The sequence below is a fragment of the Shewanella pneumatophori genome (genome assembly GCF_023283895.1).
GTDB lineage: Bacteria > Pseudomonadota > Gammaproteobacteria > Enterobacterales > Shewanellaceae > Shewanella > Shewanella pneumatophori.
On sequence record NZ_JAKILB010000001.1, the window covers coordinates 45818 to 65228 of the forward strand.

Consider the following 19411-nt stretch of genomic DNA (forward strand, 5'->3'; position numbering starts at 1 on the left):
CTCCGCAGTTTTAAGACTTGTTAGCTGAGGCTAGATCTGTTGAGTTAATCACTTCAACTAATGACTGGTCTTTAAGGTTTTGCTGACCACGAATAACGATTTGTTCTCCAGGCTCAATACCTGCAACTACCTCAACGGTTTCAGCTTCTCGATACCCAAGAGAAACACTGCGACGATTCGCGTTGTCACCGTCGATAACATACAAGGCAAACTCGTTATCTTGATTGACTAAAGCGTTATAAGGCACAGTGATAACATTGGTGTGGGTATCGTATTTAAGCTCAACGCGAGTAAACATACCGGCCTTTAACGTGGCATGTTGGTTAGGGACTGACAGAGTCACTTTGAAGGTACCACTTTGTGCATCGACAATTGGGCTGATGCGCAGCACTGTGGCGTGAGTTGTTTGATTTGTGTGCTTATTGGCATAGATTTCGGCATCTTGGCCTAAGCGAAGATGCTGTAATTGTTGCTCTGGTAAATGAACAATACCGTATAGCTCGTCTTGATTAACCACATAAAAAAGCTCATCAAATTCTTTTGCCATATTGCCCGATTTAACAAAACGCGTTGCGATAACGCCGTCAATTGGTGAGCGGATCATGCTTTCTTGTACGTAAAGCGCTGCTAAATCGCGTTTGGCCATGGCGGCTTGCAGGTTATATTCAAGCTTAGCCATTGAGTCGGCGCTGAAAAACTCTTTATTGCTGATTTTTTTAAGGCGATTTAACTCTTGCTCGATGATTTCAACTTCAGCTTGTGAGCGGTCTAAATCAAATTTCTGCCTTTTTGAGTCGATAACCGCGAGCAGTTGGCCTTTTTTTACTCTGTCGCCTTCTTCAACTTTGAGTTCTTGGATAAGACCTGCAACTCGAGTAACGACTTTAGCCTCTTGAGGAGCTTCTAATGTGGCTGTTGTACTATAAAAAGAGGAGACATCACCTTGAATCACTGTGGCAGTTTCAACTGGGACTGCGTATTTCTCTTCCTCCTTTGCCTGTTCTTCAGCTCCTCCACATGCGGTTAGTAGGGCTGAGGTTAATATTAAAGGGAGAAAAATTTTGCTTTTGTTAAACGCTTCCATGTAAGCAGACCTTAATTTTATTGTTCCAATAATCCTGATAAAGCATGATGCGTGCCATGTTGTTAAGTTATTACTTAACAAAGGCTTAAGTGGTTCTCAGCCTATTGCTTAAAATTAAATTAATTATTATCTGGTGGAAAAGTTCAAATGTTGGCTTTTTTAACAAAGGTTACAATTGGTTTCCTTTTAGTTGTCTAGTCATTGGTTTATTTACGACTGATTCGTATTAATTAAGCGCTTTAGCAATGGCTTGTGGTGACTACGTCTTGGGTTTTATTGTGGCAAGAGGGGAAATATTCTCTTTTTGATTGCGTTGACCTGTTACCTAACCAGAATTATTTTCATGATTAAAATATATAAATAAAAAACACAGCAATAAAAAAGGCACTCAATGAGTGCCTTTCGTTTTGTCTAAGTTAATTTATCCATTTAGGTCAAGTGACGAGTTTAAGCCTACAGAATAAATTTTCTGACGAGTTTATTGCTTAGTCACGCTTATCAAGCTCAACAAAATCACGCTTAGCATCACCAGTATAAAGCTGGCGAGGACGGCTGATCTTGTGACCTGGCTGATCTAGCATCTCTTTCCAGTGAGCAATCCAGCCGACTGTACGCGCAAGTGCGAACAGTACAGTGAACATGCTTGTTGGAATGCCAATCGCTTTCATGATGATCCCTGAGTAGAAATCAACGTTTGGATAAAGCTTCTTAGACACAAAATACTCATCTTCTAGTGCAATGCGTTCAAGCTCCATTGCAACATCTAGCAGTGGATCGTTAACTTTAAGTTCAGCAAGCACTTCATGACATGTTTCACGCATCACTTTAGCGCGAGGGTCGAAGTTCTTATAAACACGGTGACCAAAGCCCATTAGACGGAAAGGATCTTCTTTATCCTTAGCACGTGCAATAAACTCAGGAATACGGTCAACTGTGCCAATTTCTTCAAGCATATTCAAACATGCTTCGTTAGCACCACCGTGTGCAGGACCCCAAAGAGATGCAATACCTGCAGCAATACATGCAAATGGATTAGCACCTGAAGAACCCGCTAGACGAACAGTAGATGTTGATGCATTTTGCTCATGGTCCGCGTGTAGGATAAAAATACGGTCCATTGCGCGTTCAACGATTGGGTTTACCTTGTATTCTTCACAAGGCACACCAAACATCATGCTGAGGAAGTTACCTGCATAGCTTAGCTCATTGCGCGGGTAAACAAACGGTTGACCGATTGAATACTTGTAGCACATAGCTGCGATAGTAGGCATTTTTGACACTAAACGGTATGCAGCAATTTCACGATGACGCTCATCGTTTACATCCAAAGAGTCTTGGTAAAATGCTGAAAGGGCACCGGTAACACCACATAGCATTGCCATTGGGTGAGCATCACGTCTGAAGCCTCTAAAGAAGGCTGCAAGTTGCTCATTGACCATGGTGTGGGTCTTAACTGTGTGCTCAAACGTGTCGTACTGAGCTTTATTTGGCAACTCTCCGTAGAGAAGCAAATAACATAAATCTAAATAGTCAGACTCTACTGCCAACTGATCGATTGGGTAACCGCGGTGAAGCAGTATGCCTTTTTCGCCGTCGATGTAGGTGATCGCTGATTCGCAGGATGCGGTCGCAAGAAATCCTGGATCAAAAGTAAAGTGACCTTTGCTACCTAGCTTACTGATATCGATTACATCAAAACCTGCCGTACCTTCTTTAATAGGCAGCTCGATTGAATCGTTCCCTGGTAGTTCTAACTTGGCTATATTGTCAGCCATACCCCATTCTCCTTACTTCATTCTTATTGAGTGCGGCTTATCAAACGACAATACTTTACAGTGAATCTAGATCACATTTCAATTTAAATAAGCGTTTAAATTTGTTAGACCATGGTCTTATTTTTGCTTAAGTGCTTGTGCCAGTAGGTCCTTGGCAGATTTTTTTACCAAAAAAACAAAATTTGCATAATGTGATGTTTGTATTTGACATTTCACCCACGTATACTTGCCGCAGCTCAGAAGAGCTGCACACATTGGCGATAAGTTATCACTTGTTTACGCGCTTAATTAGTGGTTGCTAAATCTGTTAAATGTTTGTTTCAAGTTTTCTTTTGTAAAAGTTCTAAACCGTGATCTGAATCACTGTTTAGAATTTAAGCAAAAGCGGTTCGTATAACAAAAATTAGCTCAATTGAGCAGAGTGAGCAGAACGTGAAAAAGCAAAGACCTGTCCATTTAGATCTGCAGACCATACGCTTCCCTGCAACAGCGATTGCGTCCATTCTTCATCGTGTATCGGGCGTCATCATGCTGTTTGCCGTTGGAATTCTTATCTGGTTGTTGAATGAATCTTTAGCATCAGCCGAGAGTTTCGCAGGCGTCCAATCTCTTTTTGATAACTTCGTCGTTAAGTTCATCATTTGGGGAATTCTTACCGCGCTGGGTTATCACTTGATAGTGGGTATTCGCCACTTAGTGATGGATGCTGGCTACTGGGAAGAACTCTCTTCTGGTGTTTCTTCGGCTAAAGTCGCTATTGCATTGGCAGTAGTGTTTTCTATCATCGCGGGGATTTGGGTATGGTAACTAACGCAGCAAGTCTTGGTCGCAGCGGTGTCCATGACTTTATTCTTATACGTGCAAGTGCAATAGTCCTAGCCTGTTACACCATCTTTTTGGTTGGATTTATAGCATGTAGCTCTCCACTAACCTATGACGCATGGCATGGCTTATTCAGCGCATTGCCGATGAAAGTCTTTACAGTACTTGCTCTTGTCGCAGTGCTGGTTCATGCCTGGATCGGCATATGGCAAGTACTAACAGATTATGTAAAGAGTGTTTCTCTACGTGGTGTACTTCAGTTTGTTTTTGTCGTAGCAGCCTTCAGTTATTTGGCAGCAGGCATTTTGATAGTGTGGGGTGTTTAAGTGGCTATTCCAGTTCGCGAATTTGACGCGGTTGTGATCGGTGCTGGTGGCGCCGGTATGCGAGCCGCTCTACAGATCTCTAAAGAAGGTAAAAGCTGTGCGCTTTTATCAAAAGTATTCCCAACTCGTTCTCATACTGTATCTGCACAGGGTGGTATTACTGTAGCACTGGGCAATGCCCATGAAGATCACTGGGAACAGCACATGTACGATACCGTGAAAGGTTCTGATTTTATCGGTGACCAAGAAGCGATTGAGTTTATGTGTAAAACTGGCCCAGAAGCAGTTATCGAACTTGAGCATATGGGACTACCGTTCTCACGTTTCGAAAACGGCAAAATCTACCAACGTCCGTTTGGTGGCCAATCTAAGAACTTTGGTGGTGAGCAAGCGGCTCGTACAGCGGCAGCAGCCGACCGTACTGGTCACGCATTACTGCACTGCCTATACCAACAAAACGTTAAACATAAGACTGAAGTCTTCTCTGAGTGGTATGCACTCGACTTAGTCAAAAATGAAGACGGTGTGATTGTTGGTTGTACTGCAATTGAAATTGAAACCGGTGAAATCGTTTACTTCAAAGCTAAAGCGACAATCCTAGCTACCGGTGGTGCAGGACGTATATACGCATCAACCACAAATGCTCACATTAACACTGGTGATGGTGTTGGTATGGCGATGCGTGCTGGCGTACAGATGCAAGACATGGAAATGTGGCAGTTCCACCCAACGGGTATTGCTGGCGCAGGTGTACTTGTAACTGAAGGTTGTCGTGGTGAAGGTGGTTACCTGCTAAACAAAGACGGTGAACGCTTTATGGAGCGTTATGCTCCTAACGCCAAAGACTTGGCATCACGTGACGTGGTAGCACGTTCAATGATGACTGAAATCCGCGAAGGTCGTGGTCTTGATGGTCCTTTAGGTCCGCACTGTCTACTAAAACTTGATCACTTGGGTAAAGAAACTCTTGAAGCGCGTCTTCCAGGTGTTTGTGAACTATCACGTACATTTGCGCATATTGATCCAGCAGATGGTCCAATTCCTGTTTTACCGACATGTCACTACATGATGGGTGGCTTGCCAGCTAAAGTGAGTGGCCAAGTTATTCGCCAAAATAGCGATGGCACAGAAGAAGATGTGACTGGTCTATTTGCCGTTGGTGAAATTGCGTGCGTATCGGTACACGGAGCCAACCGATTGGGTGGTAACTCATTGTTGGATCTTGTAGTATTTGGACGTGCGGCAGGTCAACATTTAGGTAAAGCACTAGATGCGACTCCGATTGCCAAAGACGCAACAGAAGCTGAAATTAACGCATCGCTTGCTCGCCTAAATCGCTGGGAAAGTAACAAAGACGGTGAAGATCCAACGGTTATCCGTAAAGATCTACAGCTTTGTATGCAGCTTAACTTCTCAGTATTTAGAAGTGGTGACGCAATGGCTGAAGGCCTTAAAGAGCTTAAAGCGATTCGTGAGCGTTTAGCCAATGCCAAGCTTTCTGACAACTCAACTGAATTTAATACTCAACGTATTGAATGTTTAGAGTTAGATAACTTGATGGCGACAGCGATTGCGACGGCTACAGCGGCGAACTTCCGTACTGAAAGCCGCGGCGCACATTCTCGTGAAGATTACTTAGACCGAGATGATGATAACTGGTTATGTCACAGTATTTATGACCCAGTAACTGAGCTTATGACTAAGCGTGATGTCAACATGGAGCCAAAACTTCGTGATGCATTCCCGCCAATTAAGCGTACCTACTAAGGAGAAGGCCCGATGAAATTGGAATTTGCAGTTTATCGCTACAATCCTGATGTAGACACTAAGCCATACATGAAGGATTACAGCGTAGAAGTTCAAGAAGGTACCGACATGATGGTCCTTGATGCACTTTTAAAGCTAAAAGAACAAGATCCGACACTGGCGTTTAGACGCTCATGCCGTGAAGGTGTATGTGGTAGTGACGGTATCAATATGAACGGTAAAAACGGCCTAGCGTGTATCACGCCCGTTTCTACCTTCAAGGGTAAGAAAATTGAAATACGTCCATTGCCAGGTATGCCTGTAGTACGTGATTTGATTGTTGATTTGACTCAGTTCTACACCCAGTACGAAAAGATTAAGCCTTTCTTGATTAACGATGAAAAAACGCCTGCGCGTGAGCATCTGCAATCTCCAGAAGAACGTGAACACTTAGATGGACTCTACGAGTGTATCATGTGTGCATGTTGTTCTACGGCTTGTCCTTCGTTCTGGTGGAACCCTGATAAGTTCATCGGCCCAAGTGGTCTGTTGCACGCCTACCGTTTCTTGATTGATAGCCGTGATACGGCAACTGAGGAGCGTTTATCAGGTCTTGATGATGCGTACAGCGTATTCCGTTGTCACGGCATTATGAACTGTGTTGACGTTTGTCCTAAAGGGCTTAATCCAACTAAAGCAATTGGACATATTAAGTCTATGTTGCTGCAGAGAGCCGTTTAAATGCAGTACCAAGAGCCGATATTGATATAGCTCTATATGAGTCACTTTCCCTGTGGAGGGTGGCTCTTTTTATGTCACGGAAGACAAATATAAATAAGATCTGGAACTATCGGGGCTACAGAGATTACAGAACGTTTGGGTCAGCTCAAATAGTTCTGTATTTATGACTTTGGCTAAGCACGTGTATACAGTTTGAAAGGAATAGAAATGCACCAAGGCATCATGAAAGCCTGGCTCGAATCGTCACACCTTAATGGCGCGAATTCGACCTATGTAGAAGAGATGTATGAAGCCTATCAAGTCGATCCACAGTCGGTAACTGAAGACTGGCGTGTCGTGTTTGATAACCTCCCTCTAGTTAACGGTACATCGAAAGATATACCAGAAGCTGCCCACTCTAAAGTACGCGACTATTTCCGTAGTCTTGCATTAGAAGGACGTCAAAAAGGCTCACCTAAGGTGACCGACCATGAAGTCGATGCAAAACAAGTTAAAGTCCTACAGTTAATTAACGCGCACCGTTTCCGTGGTCATCAGAACGCTAATTTAGATCCGCTTGATATTTGGAAGCGTGACAAGGTGTCTGAGTTAGACCCAGCATTTCACGGCCTAGATGCCGATGATATGCAGCGTCAATTTAACACTGGTTCATTTGCACATGGTGGCGAAACCATGAAGCTGGTGGACTTAGTTAAAGCACTTAAAGCGACTTATTGTGGCTCTATTGGTGCTGAGTATATGCATATTACCGACACTGATGAGAAGCGTTGGATCCAGCAACGTCTTGAACCTTCTCTTGGTGCAGCAAATTACTCAAAAGCAGATAAAACTCGAATTCTAGAAGGTCTTAACGCTGCAGAAGGTATGGAAAAATACCTAGGCGCTAAGTTCCCAGGAGCAAAACGCTTTTCACTAGAAGGCGGTGATGCGCTAGTACCTATGATGCGTGAAATCATCTATCGCGCAGGTGATGCTGGTACCAAAGAAGTGGTTATTGGTATGGCTCACCGTGGCCGTTTGAACGTACTGGTTAACATTCTAGGTAAAAAGCCATCAGAGCTATTTGATGAATTTGCCGGTAAGCACAGTGAATTAAACGGTAGTGGTGATGTTAAATATCACCAAGGTTTCTCTTCAGATTTTGAAACCCCAGGTGGTAATGTCCACTTAGCGCTTGCCTTTAACCCATCTCACCTTGAGATTGTTAATCCCGTGGTTATTGGTTCTGTACGCGCACGACTAGATCGCCGCGGTTGTAAGACTGGCCAACAAGTGATGCCAATTACCATTCACGGTGACTCGGCAATTACCGGTCAGGGCATTGTACAAGAAACCTTTAACATGTCACAGACACGTGGCTTTAAGGTTGGCGGTAGTATCCGCATCGTAGTCAACAACCAAGTTGGTTTTACCACTAACTTAACTGAAGATGTGCGCTCGACTGAGTACTGTACTGATATCGCGAAAATGGTACAGGCACCAATTTTCCACGTTAATGCCGATGATCCAGAAGCGGTAGCCTTTGTGTCACAGCTTGCAGTTGATTACCGTAACGAGTTTAAGCGCGATGTGGTGATTGATTTAGTTTGTTATCGCCGCCATGGCCATAACGAAGCGGATGAGCCAAGCGCTACACAGCCTTTGATGTACGCAAAAATCAAAAAGCACCCAACACCAAGAAAGATCTATGCAGATCGTCTAATTGCTGAAAGCACTTTAGGGAGCGATGACGTGACCTCTATGGTTAACGATTATCGTGACGCATTAGATGGTGGTGATTGTGTGGTTAAAGAGTGGCGCCCTATGACGCTGCACTCAGTTGATTGGAGTCCATACATTGGTGCTGAGTGGGATGATGCTTACGATGCTCAGATGTCGATTGATCGCATTAAAAACCTAGCTGACAAAATCAGTTATGTGCCAGAAAGCCATAAACTGCAGTCACGCGTGGCTAAGATCTACAAAGATCGTTTAGCCATGGCCTCTGGTGAGAAGCTGCTTGATTGGGGCTTTGCTGAAACCTTAGCCTATGCGTCTATTCTTGAAGATAACAAGCGCATTCGCATTACCGGTCAAGACTCTGGTCGTGGTACTTTCTTCCATCGTCACGCGGTGCTGCATAATCAAAATGATGCCACTGCGTATATGCCACTGCGTAATATTGCTGATGAGCAAGGGCCAATCGATATTACTGACTCAGTGTTATCTGAAGCATCAGTATTGGCGTTTGAATATGGTTACGCAACCGCTGAACCTGTAGGACTTACTTTGTGGGAAGCCCAGTTTGGTGACTTTGCTAACTGTGCACAAGTGGTTATCGATCAGTTCTTATCATCTGGCGAGCAGAAGTGGGGCCGTTTATGTGGTCTAACTATGCTGCTACCACACGGTTATGAAGGCCAAGGTCCAGAACATTCAAGTGCTCGTTTAGAACGATTCTTACAGCTTTGTGCCAACCACAATATGCAAGTGTGCGTACCGTCAACGCCTGCTCAGGTTTATCACATGCTACGCCGTCAGGTGGTACGCCCTATGCGTCGTCCTTTGGTGGTTATGTCACCTAAGTCATTGCTGCGTCATCCATTAGCCGTTTCTAGTATGGAAGAACTTGCAGAAGGTTCATTCCAGAACATTATCGGCGAAATTGATGAATTAAATGCAAGTAAAGTCGATAGAGTCGTATTTTGTAGCGGAAAGGTTTACTTTGAGCTCCTAGAGCGCCGCCGTAAAGAAGGCTTAGAAAATGTGGCTCTGATCCGTGTAGAGCAGCTTTATCCGTTCCCACACGAAGAAGCAGCAGCAGCGCTTGCTGAATATAGCCATGTTAAAGATTTCGTTTGGTGTCAAGAAGAGCCACAAAACCAAGGTGCTTGGTATTGTAGTCAACACCATTTCTGGAGCGTCATTCCTGCAGGAGCTCAATTGAGTTATGCCGGTCGTGAAGCCTCAGCTGCGCCAGCATGCGGTTACCCTGCATTGCACGCTCAGCAACAAGAATCATTAATCAACAGTGCATTAAAGCTGTAGTAATAGAACATTATATAAGAAGGATCGTAATCCATGAGTATCGAAATTAAGGTACCCGTACTGCCAGAATCTGTTGCTGATGCAACTATTGCGACTTGGCATGTTCAAGCTGGCGAGCAAGTTTCTCGTGATCAAATCCTTGTTGATATTGAAACTGATAAAGTGGTTTTAGAAGTTGTTGCACCAGAAGATGGTCAAATTTCTGAATTTCTAGCGGAAGAAGGTGACACTGTTCTTGGTGAAGCGGTTATCGCAAGTTTTGTTGCGGGCGCAGTAGCTGGTCAAGAAGTGACTAAAGCGCAAGCAGAAGCTTCAGCGCCAGTTGCCGAAGCAGCAGATGAGTCTAATGATGCACTAAGCCCATCAGTACGTCGTTTGATAGCTGAGCATAATGTTGATGCAAGTGCTGTTAAAGGTACAGGTGTTGGCGGACGAATTACTAAAGAAGATGTTGAAGCGTTTGTGAAAAACAAGCCAGCAGCATCAGCGCCTGCGGCTGCGACTCCAGCAGCGGTTGCACCACTTGCAGAGCGTAGCGAAAAGCGTGTACCTATGACACGTCTACGCAAGACAATTGCTAACCGTCTACTTGAAGCGAAAAACTCAACGGCCATGCTAACTACGTTTAACGAAGTTAACATGAAGCCTATTATGGATATTCGTAAGCAATATCAAGAGATTTTCGAAAAGCGCCACGGCATTCGCTTAGGTTTCATGTCTTTCTATGTGAAAGCGGTAACTGAAGCATTGAAGCGTTTCCCTGAAGTTAACGCGTCAATTGATGGTGACGATATTGTTTACCATAACTATTTTGATGTGAGCATTGCGGTATCGACTCCTCGTGGTCTTGTGACACCTGTGCTTCGTGATACTGACAAGATGAGCCTTGCTGACATCGAACGCAACGTTCGTGAACTTGCGATTAAAGGTCGTGATGGCAAGCTTACCGTTGATGATATGACTGGCGGTAACTTCACCGTGACTAACGGTGGTGTGTTTGGCTCGCTAATGTCGACGCCAATTTTGAATTTGCCACAGAGCGCAATCTTAGGCATGCATGCCATTAAAGATCGCCCTATGGCAGTAAATGGTCAGGTTGAAATCCTGCCTATGATGTACCTAGCGCTTTCTTACGATCACCGTATTGTAGATGGTCGTGAATCAGTTGGTTACTTGGTGGCTATTAAAGACTTCCTAGAAGATCCAACTCGTTTGTTACTTGACCTATAGGCCAAGAACAAACAATACCCTCGTGCAGGCCCATTTGGGCCTGTTGAAATACACAAGAAGTATAATGGATAGATCATCATGAATTTGCATGAATATCAGGCAAAATCTCTATTTGCCGAATATGGTTTACCAGTGTCAGAAGGTTTTGCATGTGATACTGCCCAAGAAGCAGTAGAAGCAGCGGGCCATATTGGCGGTGATATGTGGGTTGTTAAGTGTCAAGTACACGCTGGCGGCCGTGGTAAAGCAGGTGGCGTTAAAGTCACTGGAGATAAAGAAGAGATCCGCGCATTCGCTGAACATTGGTTAGGTAAGAACCTTGTGACTTACCAAACTGACGAGAAAGGTCAGCCAGTTGCTAAAATCTTAGTAGAAAGCTGCACTGACATTGCAAATGAATTGTACCTAGGCGCAGTTGTAGACCGTGCGACACGTCGCGTTGTGTTTATGGCATCTACTGAAGGTGGTGTGGAAATTGAAACTGTGGCTGAAGAAACGCCAGAGCTAATCCACAAAGCGATTATCGACCCACTAACAGGTCCACAGCCATACCAGGCTCGTGATCTTGGCTTTAAGTTAGGTTTAAACCCAACTCAAATGAAGCAGTTCACTAAAGTCTTTATGGGCTTAGCGAAAATGTTTGAAGATCACGATTTCGCACTACTTGAAATCAACCCACTTGTTATCACTGATGAAGGCAACATTCACTGTCTTGATGGTAAGATTGGTATCGATGGTAACGCTTTATTCCGTCAACCCAAAATCCGCGAAATGCATGATCCATCACAAGATGATGCCCGTGAAGCGCATGCGGCTAAGTTCGAGCTTAACTATGTTGCATTAGACGGAAACGTTGGCTGCATGGTTAACGGTGCTGGCCTAGCGATGGGTACGATGGATATCGTAAACCTACACGGTGGCAAGCCTGCGAACTTCTTGGATGTAGGCGGCGGAGCGACTAAAGAGCGTGTTGCTGAAGCATTTAAGATCATCCTATCTGACGATAACGTTAAAGCGGTTCTTGTGAACATCTTTGGTGGTATCGTACGTTGTGACATGATTGCTGAAGGCATCATTGGCGCAGTTAAAGAAGTGGGTGTTGAAGTGCCTGTAGTTGTGCGTCTTGAAGGTACTAACGCTGACCTAGGTCGCGATGTATTAGCAAGCTCAGGTCTTGACATTATTGCTGCAGAGTCACTAACAGACGCTGCTGTTAAAGTTGTAGCTGCTGCGGAGGGCAAATAATGTCTGTATTAATTAACAAAGATACTAAAGTTATCTGTCAAGGTTTCACCGGCGGTCAAGGTACATTCCACTCTGAGCAAGCTATTGCTTACGGTACTCAGATGGTTGGTGGTGTATCTCCAGGAAAAGGTGGTCAAACTCACCTTGGATTGCCAGTGTTTAACACTGTTAAAGATGCGGTAGAAGTGACTGGCGCTACAGCTTCAGTTATCTACGTACCGGCACCTTTCTGTAAAGATGCAATTCTAGAAGCAATCGACGGCGGTATTGAGCTAATCGTTTGTATTACTGAAGGGATCCCAACGCTAGATATGCTTCAAGTTAAAGTTAAACTTGAAGAAACTGGCGTTCGCATGATTGGTCCGAACTGCCCAGGTGTTATCACTCCTGGCGAGTGTAAGATTGGTATCATGCCTGGTCACATTCATAAGCCTGGTAAAGTGGGTATTGTTTCGCGCTCTGGTACATTAACCTACGAAGCGGTTAAGCAAACAACTGACGAAGGTTTTGGCCAGTCTACTTGTGTAGGTATTGGTGGTGATCCTATCCCTGGTACTAACTTCATCGACGTATTGGAAATGTTCCAAAACGATCCACTAACAGAAGCAATCGTAATGATTGGTGAAATTGGTGGCACTGCGGAAGAAGAAGCTGCTGAATACATCAAAGCGAACGTAACTAAGCCTGTAGTTTCATACATTGCTGGTGTTACTGCACCTGAAGGCAAGCGTATGGGCCATGCTGGCGCGATTATCGCTGGTGGTAAGGGTACTGCAGAAGATAAGTTTGCGGCTCTTGAAGCGGCAGGCGTAACTACTGTACGTTCACTTGCAGATATCGGTAGTGCTCTACGTACAAAAACAGGTTGGTAATTAATTAACCTCGTTAAAAGGCGCCAATGGCGCCTTTTTTATTGGTTTTTTGAAAGCGATGATTACATAAAGATTTGTTCGCTCAGCGAGCCAATCTTTATACTAATTTAGAGCGTAAACATCGAGGGTTTGCTGGTTATTTTTAGAGTTTAATTTCACACTTACTCTGCTAACTAGAACGAATGGCGATAAATACACCTAATTTAAGCCAAATAATGGCGTAGTTTTAACAATCTGTTATACCTAATTTATCTATAGGGAACTTGTAGGTAGTTTTTATGTCGATGGTTAGCGCGAAAGAGTTTTCAGATTGGTTAAGATTAAGATTTGGCGATATGAATGAAGGTGTCGCACTTACGCGTAAAGATATTAACCAGTTAACAGGACGTCAGAACTTTTCTTCTGAGTTTGTAAACGATATTCATTTTGAGCTGATGCGCCATAACCTGGCGTTCGTCACTGACACATCTCGTGAGCATTTCTACTTAGTGCCGATTAACAAACAGTGTTGGCGAGATCGTTTAGAACAACAGTTTGAAAAGGAGATATTCTGTAATATTATCCCGCTAAACATCTCTAGCAAATAGTTAGCTGAGAACCTAAAACTGTTATCGCTTTTATTAATTAACCAGATGTAAGTTGTTTCAAGTCTATATGTTCGTTGTTAGCTGTTATATTGGCTCGCTTCATAGAGGTGAGTAGCTTGAATTTAAAACAGTTATACTGCTTTTTAAAACCCACAGGCTTCAGCATTTTAGTTCCAATTTCAAAACCTTCATATCAATCGATGTGATCAAGCTAACAATCCGATTATCGAATCTGTTATCATCTTCGAGCTAATTTTTTAGAAATCATTGCTTTAATTGAAAGCTTGAAGGTTTATCGCTATGTCTACGCTTTCCATTATTTTCCCGCTTATATTTATGGCCAGTTTAGGTTACTTTCTCACTGCTAAAGGCCCTTTTAACAAAGCACAGATCAGCGGCATCAGCCTGTTTACTTTCTACTTATCTATTCCGGCTTTTTTGTTCCTTAACATGTATAAAGCAGATCTGGCCAAGAGCTTCGTGGTTGATCACTTTCTCGCATTTTACTTACCAGTATTGATGATTTTTGCCGTTGGAACGGCTTTGTACTATTGGTTAACAGGCAGAGCATTAGCTGCGAGTTGCGCCGTATATGGCTTGTCGTGCAGTTATTCGAATACCATTTTAGTCGGATTGCCGTTAATTGTAGGTGCGCTTGGTGAGCAGGTAATGGGTAATGTTTTTGCGATTATTACTTTTCATAGTGCAATGCTGTTTTCGCTGACGTTTTTAATCAGCGCTAAGCAGTCGAGTCGCTCAGAGCTAAAACTCTTTATAAAAGGCATTATTTTTAATCCTATCGTTTTGAGTATTTCGGCAGGATTATTACTGAATTTATTAGAGGTATCTTTAGAAAAAAACTTTTTCAACGGGTTAACTTTACTTAGCCAACCTGCTTTGGCCTGCGCGCTATTTGTACTTGGAGCGAACCTCAGTTTTTATAAAGTAGCTAAAGATTGGCAACTTGCCTTAACCGCGGCGTTGATCAAACTGGTTTTACTACCCTTGTGCGTTTACCTTACCGGCCACTACCTTTTCGATATCACAGCCGTTGAGCTCTCTGTTTTAGTGTTATTAAGTGCGTCACCGTTAGGAGTCAATGCTTATCTGATAGCTATGCAGGTTAAGGCACTTGAGTCTGTTGTTGCCAGTACAGTTGTGTTATCGACAGTACTTTCAGTGATTACGATGAGTATATGGCTTGCTGTATTGCTTTAGAATGTTGTCAACGGGTGGACCTATTCGTAGGCGGTATGTAGGAGTTTAGTCGGTTTATGCAGAATAGCACTTAGGGGAACGATAGCGTTAGAGCACAATTAAGTTGTTGCCGTGCTCAAAATGTACTCTAAAGCTAGTTTAAGACTCAGGACTAAGAGGTATATTTAGCCTTGTTTACGAGGTCTTGAGAGTTCCGCCGGCGATAATATATAAACATCTTCCGAATAAAAGTCTTCGGCTTGTGCCATATTCCACCATTCATTCCAAGGCCCTGCTAACGACTTGCCATTAACGAGATCATTACTCTGTAATGGTTCAATTAGACTGCCAACAGACATGAGTAGACCGTAAGGCGTACGACGTTTCAGCATATGTGGTTGCAGCTTTTCAGGTGAGTCTAGGCCCATACTGCCAACTAATTCAAAAAAGCTTTTTAAGGTATTTTGATGATAATTTTTAACCCGTTCACTTTTAGCGATAACATTAATAGCTTTGCTGCGAGCGGGATCTTGAGTCGCTATGCCTGTAGGGCAAAGATTAGTATTACAGTGGCGCGATTGAATACAGCCTAGAGATAGCATCATGGTACGGGCAGCATTGACGGTATCTGCACCCATCGCGATTTTTGCGAGTAGATCAAAACTTGACGCGGTTTTACCTGAAGCGATTATTTTTATCTTATCGCGAAGGCCTGCCCCTGTTAGCGCGTTATGCACAAAATATACGCCTTCTAAACACATCATGCCTAAGCGATTAGTAAACTCTACCGGTGCAGCACCAGTGCCGCCCTCTGCGCCATCTACAGTGATAAAGTCGGGTGTAATGCCTGTTTCTATCATGGCTTTGCATAAACCTAAAAATTCGACTGGATTACCGAGACATAACTTAAAACCAACGGGCTTGCCGTTACTGAGTTCTCTAAGACGAGCGACAAAGTTGAGTAGGTCTTTTGGTGTGGTACATTCAGGATTAACAGCTGGTGAGACACAGTCTCTGTCTTTAGGAATATGGCGAATCGCGGCGATTTCATCAGTAATTTTGGCTGCTGGCAATACGCCACCATGTCCTGGTTTTGCACCTTGGGAGAGCTTGATTTCAATCATTTTGATTTGTGGCCGTGTCGCCATGGCTTTAAAACTCTCAGGATTAAAGTTACCTGCATCATCCCGACAACCAAATAAACCTGAGCCTATCTGCCATACGATGTCACCTTGGTGCTTTAAATGATAGGGGCTTACTCCGCCTTCGCCGGTGTTGTGATAGCAGCCCGCTTTCAGTGCGCCTAAATTCAGTGATTCAATAGCATTAGCACTGAGCGAGCCAAAACTCATCGCTGATATATTGAAGTAACAGGCTTGATAGGGTTGCTTACAATCAGGACCACCAATCTTGACTCGCTTTGCGGTATCGTTGACAGCTTTAGGATGAAGTGATTGCCACAGGCTGAGGTAGTTATCTTCTAGTAAGTTTCTTTGGGTTCCAAAGGCAATAGTATCTCTAACGTTTTTAGAACGTTGATAAACTAATGAGCGTTGTTCGCGATTGAAAGGGGTTTCTTCTGTATCGTTGGCAATAAAGTATTGCTGGATCTCAACTCTGTAAGACTCTAGAAAGTAGCGTAAATAGGCGACAACAGGGTAAAGGCGATTGAGTGTGTGCGGGCTATGATGGATATCGTAATAGCCTACGACAGTATAAATGAGTGAACACACAAGGAGTAAGCTTGCAAATAAACCTGATGCATTGAGCATATAGTTAATGGCAAGCAAATTTCCTAAGGTCGCAATGACCCAATAGACCTTTTGCATTATTGTCATAAAGCATTCCTTTGTAGCTGACTATAATTGGTATCGCTTTATTGAACGCGATTAAGCCCGTTTAAGCAAACATGTTTTAATACTTTCTAAACTAAACAAAATATGAGTATATTAGGTGGATAACCCGTAAAGGGAATAAAAGGAGGTTATTGTGATTATCACCGAGACAGACAGGCTGATCCTGAGACATTTTGAAGCAAGAGATACTAAGGCTATCTTTTTGCTTAACAGTATTCCCGAGGTACTGACTTATATTCCTGGAGAGCCGATGACGTCGTTGTCTCAGGCAGAGCAAATTTTTGAAAATGTCATTTCCACCAGTTATCGAGATCGCGGCTATGGTCGTTGGGCGGTAGAACATAAAGCTGATGGTAAGGTGATCGGTTTTTGTGGGCCAACATTTATTACCGAGTTTAATGAGGTTGAGCTTGGCTATCGCTATTTACCGCAATATTGGGGGCAGGGCATAGGTTATGAAGCAGGTGCTGCAGCATTAGAATGCTTTAAAAATTATGACATCCATGAAGCAATAGCACTGATTTTACTTGGCAATAAAGGCTCTGAAGGTGTTGCCAGAAAAGTCGGTATGAAAGAGCGTAATCGCGATAAATTTATGGGCCACAAGGTCAATGTTTTTCACAAAGTGCTTTGATAAAGGGTTTTTAATTAGGTGAGCTTATTAATGGCCTTGAATTAAAGGACATTAATTAAAACTATGATTGCATCTTCATATTTTAAAGTAATAAAAAAACCAGCTAACAGCTGGTTTTTTTATTACTTGAGCGTAGCTTTACGCGTCGCCGTGGTCACATTCATCGTTAGTGCACACACCATATAAGTACAAGCTATGGTTGGTCAGCTTGATATTATGTTTCATGGCGATTTCATCTTGACGACGCTCAATCACTTCGTCAGAAAATTCAATAACTTTACCGCATGAAAGACATACCAAATGGTCATGGTGATGCTGAGATGAAAGTTCGAAAACAGCTTTGCCGCTTTCAAAGTGGTGACGAGTCACGATACCAGCATCATCAAATTGGTTTAGAACACGATAAACAGTAGCAAGACCTATCTCTTCACCCATGTCGAGTAACTTCTTATAGAGGTCCTCGGCACTAATATGTTGATTCTCTGGCGCTTGCATCAATTCTAAAATTTTGACTCGTGGTAAGGTCACTTTCAAACCCGCTTTCTTTAGCGCTTGATTTCCATCTGTCATTATTGGTCTCTTGATTGCAGAACGATTAGCCATAAGTTAATCAGTTCATTTGTGGGTATTCAATCCATTATATGTGTACAAAATGAAAACTTAAACCTTTGATCTAGCAATAAAGCGTCTTTACCAAATAAAAGCTATTAACTAGATATAAAACAAGCAATTTAAGCATACATTTTGTATTGTTATTACCCATTTATACTAACGCCTAATGTCATGTAAGACTACAAAAAGGCAAAATGGCAACAAAGACCAATAAAAAGGACTGTAGATGTACCAGCAGATTGTAGTATTGACCGGAGCAGGGATCTCAGCCGAATCTGGATTACGCACCTTTAGAGATCAAGATGGTTTATGGGAAGAGCACAAAATTGAGGAAGTGGCTACGCCAGAAGGTTATGCAAATAACCCTGAGTTGGTGGAGGGATTTTATAACGACAGGTGGCAGCAGTTTCACAATGGCTCAATTGAGCCTAATGCGGGACATATTGCGCTTGCTAAATTAGAGCAAGAGTTTCAAGGTGAATTGTTAGTCGTTACTCAAAACATCGATGACTTGCATGAAAGAGCAGGTTCTAGACGCCTTTTGCACATGCATGGAGAGCTTTCTAAGGGCCGATGCCCACGCTCACAACAAACGTTTTTACTTAGGGAACCTTTTGGACCTGAGCATACTTGTACTTGTTGTATTCCGGCACAACGTTTGCGTCCGCATGTGGTATGGTTTGGCGAAATGCCGTTTGGCTTAGATAGAATCCAGCACGCGCTTGATACCTGTGACCTATTTATCGCAATTGGTACATCGGGTACTGTTTATCCTGCTGCGGGTTTTGTTGATACCGCTAATCATCATGGTGCGCAAACCGTTGAGGTTAACTTAGTTGCTGCCGACCGCCATAGTCAGTTTCAATATCATCTTGAGGGCAAGGCGAGTGAGTTAGTTCCTAAACTCGTTGATGATATTCTTAATGGTAAAATTGTCAGTAATGATATTTAGAATTAATCATATTTAGAATTAGTGATTGGCTGTGATTATGTATACAGCAAAACTTTTGGGGCTAAAACGAATGACAAGACAAACTAATTACCAAGGTTTAGCAATTATTATGCGCGGCTTACCTGGTAGTGGAAAAAGCTACTGGGTTGAAGAGTATATTAAGGGGCTACCAAAATCACAAAGTGATGAGCAAGTGAAAGTTTGTTCAACTGATGAGTTTTTTTATCAAGAAGGACAATACAAGTTTAATCCTAAGGAGTTGTCTAAATACCACCAACTCAACTTGACCCGCTTCATACATGCTATTGCCAATAAAGTCCCTGTGGTCATTTGCGATAACACTAATATGGCACAGTGGGAGTTTGACGGTTACTGCAAAGCGGCGAAAGCGGAAGGGTATCAAATTCAAATTCAGCAAGTAGGCGAACCGAAAAATAAAGAGCATCAACTGTTATGTGCCGACCGAAACAAGCATAGAGTTCCGTTGAGCAGTATCACTAGCATGGCAAGAGCATTTGAAGTTATTTGATGTTTTTTAAGTTATTTTTCCAGAGTCAGCAAGTGCTATTAGTGGCTATTTTCGAAAGCTAATATGCTTGCTGGATTTGCTTTTATATTAATTAGCACTGCATTTATTGGTTTATTCACATCTCTTTCCTATCTCGACTTTCTCGCTTCTTTTGTCATTTATGACTTTATTGCACA

The 19411-nt window shown here is 43.0% G+C and carries 17 protein-coding genes; 13 read left to right on the forward strand and 4 right to left on the reverse strand.

The features are described 5' to 3' along the window. Positions 1–10: 10 nt before the first annotated feature. Together L2740_RS00200 and L2740_RS00205 are read right to left on the reverse strand one after the other, a co-directional pair. Entirely contained in the window at positions 11–1084 is a 1074-nt protein-coding gene (locus L2740_RS00200) for an efflux RND transporter periplasmic adaptor subunit (RefSeq protein WP_248947942.1), read from the reverse strand. A 485-nt stretch (positions 1085–1569) separates the two neighbouring features. Continuing rightward, on the reverse strand, positions 1570–2859 hold the full coding sequence (locus L2740_RS00205; RefSeq protein ID WP_248471920.1) for a citrate synthase: 1290 nt from the start codon (positions 2857–2859) through the stop codon (positions 1570–1572). 411 nt (positions 2860–3270) lie between these two features. Between L2740_RS00205 and sdhC the strand changes: the two genes are divergently transcribed. From sdhC to L2740_RS00255, 10 genes are all read left to right on the forward strand, one after another. Beyond that, positions 3271–3666 carry a succinate dehydrogenase cytochrome b556 subunit gene (sdhC, locus tag L2740_RS00210; protein WP_248471991.1) on the forward strand — a complete coding sequence of 132 codons (396 nt, stop codon included), beginning with the start codon at positions 3271–3273 and terminating at the stop codon, positions 3664–3666. Beyond that, the gene (gene sdhD / locus L2740_RS00215; protein ID WP_248947943.1) at positions 3660–4007 is read left to right on the forward strand and encodes a succinate dehydrogenase, hydrophobic membrane anchor protein; all 348 of its coding nucleotides are present in this window, start codon (positions 3660–3662) and stop codon (positions 4005–4007) included. Before sdhC ends, sdhD begins: the two co-directional genes overlap by 7 nt. Further along, positions 4008–5774, forward strand: a complete 1767-nt coding sequence (gene sdhA, locus L2740_RS00220; protein WP_248471922.1) for a succinate dehydrogenase flavoprotein subunit — start codon at positions 4008–4010, stop codon at positions 5772–5774. 12 nt (positions 5775–5786) lie between these two features. Continuing rightward, on the forward strand, positions 5787–6494 hold the full coding sequence (locus L2740_RS00225; RefSeq protein ID WP_248471923.1) for a succinate dehydrogenase iron-sulfur subunit: 708 nt from the start codon (positions 5787–5789) through the stop codon (positions 6492–6494). 207 nt (positions 6495–6701) lie between these two features. Beyond that, on the forward strand, positions 6702–9521 hold the full coding sequence (gene sucA, locus L2740_RS00230; protein WP_248947944.1) for a 2-oxoglutarate dehydrogenase E1 component: 2820 nt from the start codon (positions 6702–6704) through the stop codon (positions 9519–9521). Positions 9522–9554: 33 nt separating this feature from the next. Then, on the forward strand, positions 9555–10751 hold the full coding sequence (gene odhB, locus L2740_RS00235; RefSeq protein ID WP_248947945.1) for a 2-oxoglutarate dehydrogenase complex dihydrolipoyllysine-residue succinyltransferase: 1197 nt from the start codon (positions 9555–9557) through the stop codon (positions 10749–10751). 78 nt (positions 10752–10829) lie between these two features. Further along, positions 10830–11996, forward strand: coding sequence for an ADP-forming succinate--CoA ligase subunit beta (sucC, locus tag L2740_RS00240; RefSeq protein WP_028766998.1), 1167 nt, complete (start codon positions 10830–10832; stop codon positions 11994–11996). Next, on the forward strand, positions 11996–12868 hold the full coding sequence (gene sucD, locus L2740_RS00245) for a succinate--CoA ligase subunit alpha (protein ID WP_028766997.1): 873 nt from the start codon (positions 11996–11998) through the stop codon (positions 12866–12868). The genes sucC and sucD overlap by 1 nt, the downstream gene beginning before the upstream one ends. A 278-nt stretch (positions 12869–13146) precedes the next feature. Beyond that, a complete protein-coding gene (locus tag L2740_RS00250; RefSeq protein WP_248947946.1) occupies positions 13147–13455 on the forward strand; it encodes a hypothetical protein in 309 nt (102 codons plus the stop codon). 300 nt (positions 13456–13755) lie between these two features. Then, complete coding sequence (locus tag L2740_RS00255) at positions 13756–14673, forward strand: AEC family transporter (RefSeq protein ID WP_248947947.1); 918 nt, start codon at positions 13756–13758, stop codon at positions 14671–14673. A gap of 164 nt (positions 14674–14837) precedes the next feature. Here the strand turns inward: L2740_RS00255 and L2740_RS00260 are convergent, their stop codons facing one another. After that, the gene (locus tag L2740_RS00260; protein ID WP_248947948.1) at positions 14838–16490 is read right to left on the reverse strand and encodes an FMN-binding glutamate synthase family protein; all 1653 of its coding nucleotides are present in this window, start codon (positions 16488–16490) and stop codon (positions 14838–14840) included. Between the two features lie 151 nt (positions 16491–16641). Here L2740_RS00260 and L2740_RS00265 point away from each other — a divergent pair, with 151 nt between their 5' ends. Further along, on the forward strand, positions 16642–17142 hold the full coding sequence (locus L2740_RS00265) for a GNAT family N-acetyltransferase (protein WP_248947949.1): 501 nt from the start codon (positions 16642–16644) through the stop codon (positions 17140–17142). 138 nt (positions 17143–17280) lie between these two features. On the opposite strand, the gene fur is transcribed toward L2740_RS00265, so the two are convergent. Continuing rightward, on the reverse strand, positions 17281–17712 hold the full coding sequence (gene fur, locus L2740_RS00270; protein ID WP_028766992.1) for a ferric iron uptake transcriptional regulator: 432 nt from the start codon (positions 17710–17712) through the stop codon (positions 17281–17283). Positions 17713–17980: 268 nt separating this feature from the next. Between fur and cobB the strand changes: the two genes are divergently transcribed. Both cobB and L2740_RS00280 read left to right on the forward strand, forming a co-directional pair. Continuing rightward, complete coding sequence (gene cobB / locus L2740_RS00275; RefSeq protein WP_248947950.1) at positions 17981–18706, forward strand: Sir2 family NAD+-dependent deacetylase; 726 nt, start codon at positions 17981–17983, stop codon at positions 18704–18706. A 70-nt stretch (positions 18707–18776) separates the two neighbouring features. Further along, positions 18777–19235, forward strand: a complete 459-nt coding sequence (locus tag L2740_RS00280; RefSeq protein WP_248947951.1) for an AAA family ATPase — start codon at positions 18777–18779, stop codon at positions 19233–19235. The last annotated feature ends 176 nt before the right edge of the window (positions 19236–19411 follow it).

What these genes read in the sequence shown, in the direction of transcription:
- L2740_RS00200 (WP_248947942.1), bottom strand. Translation starts at nt 1,084, where the DNA reads ATGGAAGCGTTTAACAAAAGCAAAATTTTTCTCCCTTTAATATTAACC.
- L2740_RS00250 (WP_248947946.1), top strand. Translation starts at nt 13,147, where the DNA reads ATGTCGATGGTTAGCGCGAAAGAGTTTTCAGATTGGTTAAGATTAAGA.
- L2740_RS00225 (WP_248471923.1), top strand. Translation starts at nt 5,787, where the DNA reads ATGAAATTGGAATTTGCAGTTTATCGCTACAATCCTGATGTAGACACT.
- odhB (WP_248947945.1), top strand. Translation starts at nt 9,555, where the DNA reads ATGAGTATCGAAATTAAGGTACCCGTACTGCCAGAATCTGTTGCTGAT.
- sucA (WP_248947944.1), top strand. Translation starts at nt 6,702, where the DNA reads ATGCACCAAGGCATCATGAAAGCCTGGCTCGAATCGTCACACCTTAAT.
- L2740_RS00255 (WP_248947947.1), top strand. Translation starts at nt 13,756, where the DNA reads ATGTCTACGCTTTCCATTATTTTCCCGCTTATATTTATGGCCAGTTTA.
- cobB (WP_248947950.1), top strand. Translation starts at nt 17,981, where the DNA reads ATGTACCAGCAGATTGTAGTATTGACCGGAGCAGGGATCTCAGCCGAA.
- fur (WP_028766992.1), bottom strand. Translation starts at nt 17,712, where the DNA reads ATGACAGATGGAAATCAAGCGCTAAAGAAAGCGGGTTTGAAAGTGACC.
- sucC (WP_028766998.1), top strand. Translation starts at nt 10,830, where the DNA reads ATGAATTTGCATGAATATCAGGCAAAATCTCTATTTGCCGAATATGGT.
- L2740_RS00205 (WP_248471920.1), bottom strand. Translation starts at nt 2,859, where the DNA reads ATGGCTGACAATATAGCCAAGTTAGAACTACCAGGGAACGATTCAATC.
- L2740_RS00260 (WP_248947948.1), bottom strand. Translation starts at nt 16,490, where the DNA reads ATGACAATAATGCAAAAGGTCTATTGGGTCATTGCGACCTTAGGAAAT.
- sucD (WP_028766997.1), top strand. Translation starts at nt 11,996, where the DNA reads ATGTCTGTATTAATTAACAAAGATACTAAAGTTATCTGTCAAGGTTTC.
- sdhD (WP_248947943.1), top strand. Translation starts at nt 3,660, where the DNA reads ATGGTAACTAACGCAGCAAGTCTTGGTCGCAGCGGTGTCCATGACTTT.
- L2740_RS00280 (WP_248947951.1), top strand. Translation starts at nt 18,777, where the DNA reads ATGACAAGACAAACTAATTACCAAGGTTTAGCAATTATTATGCGCGGC.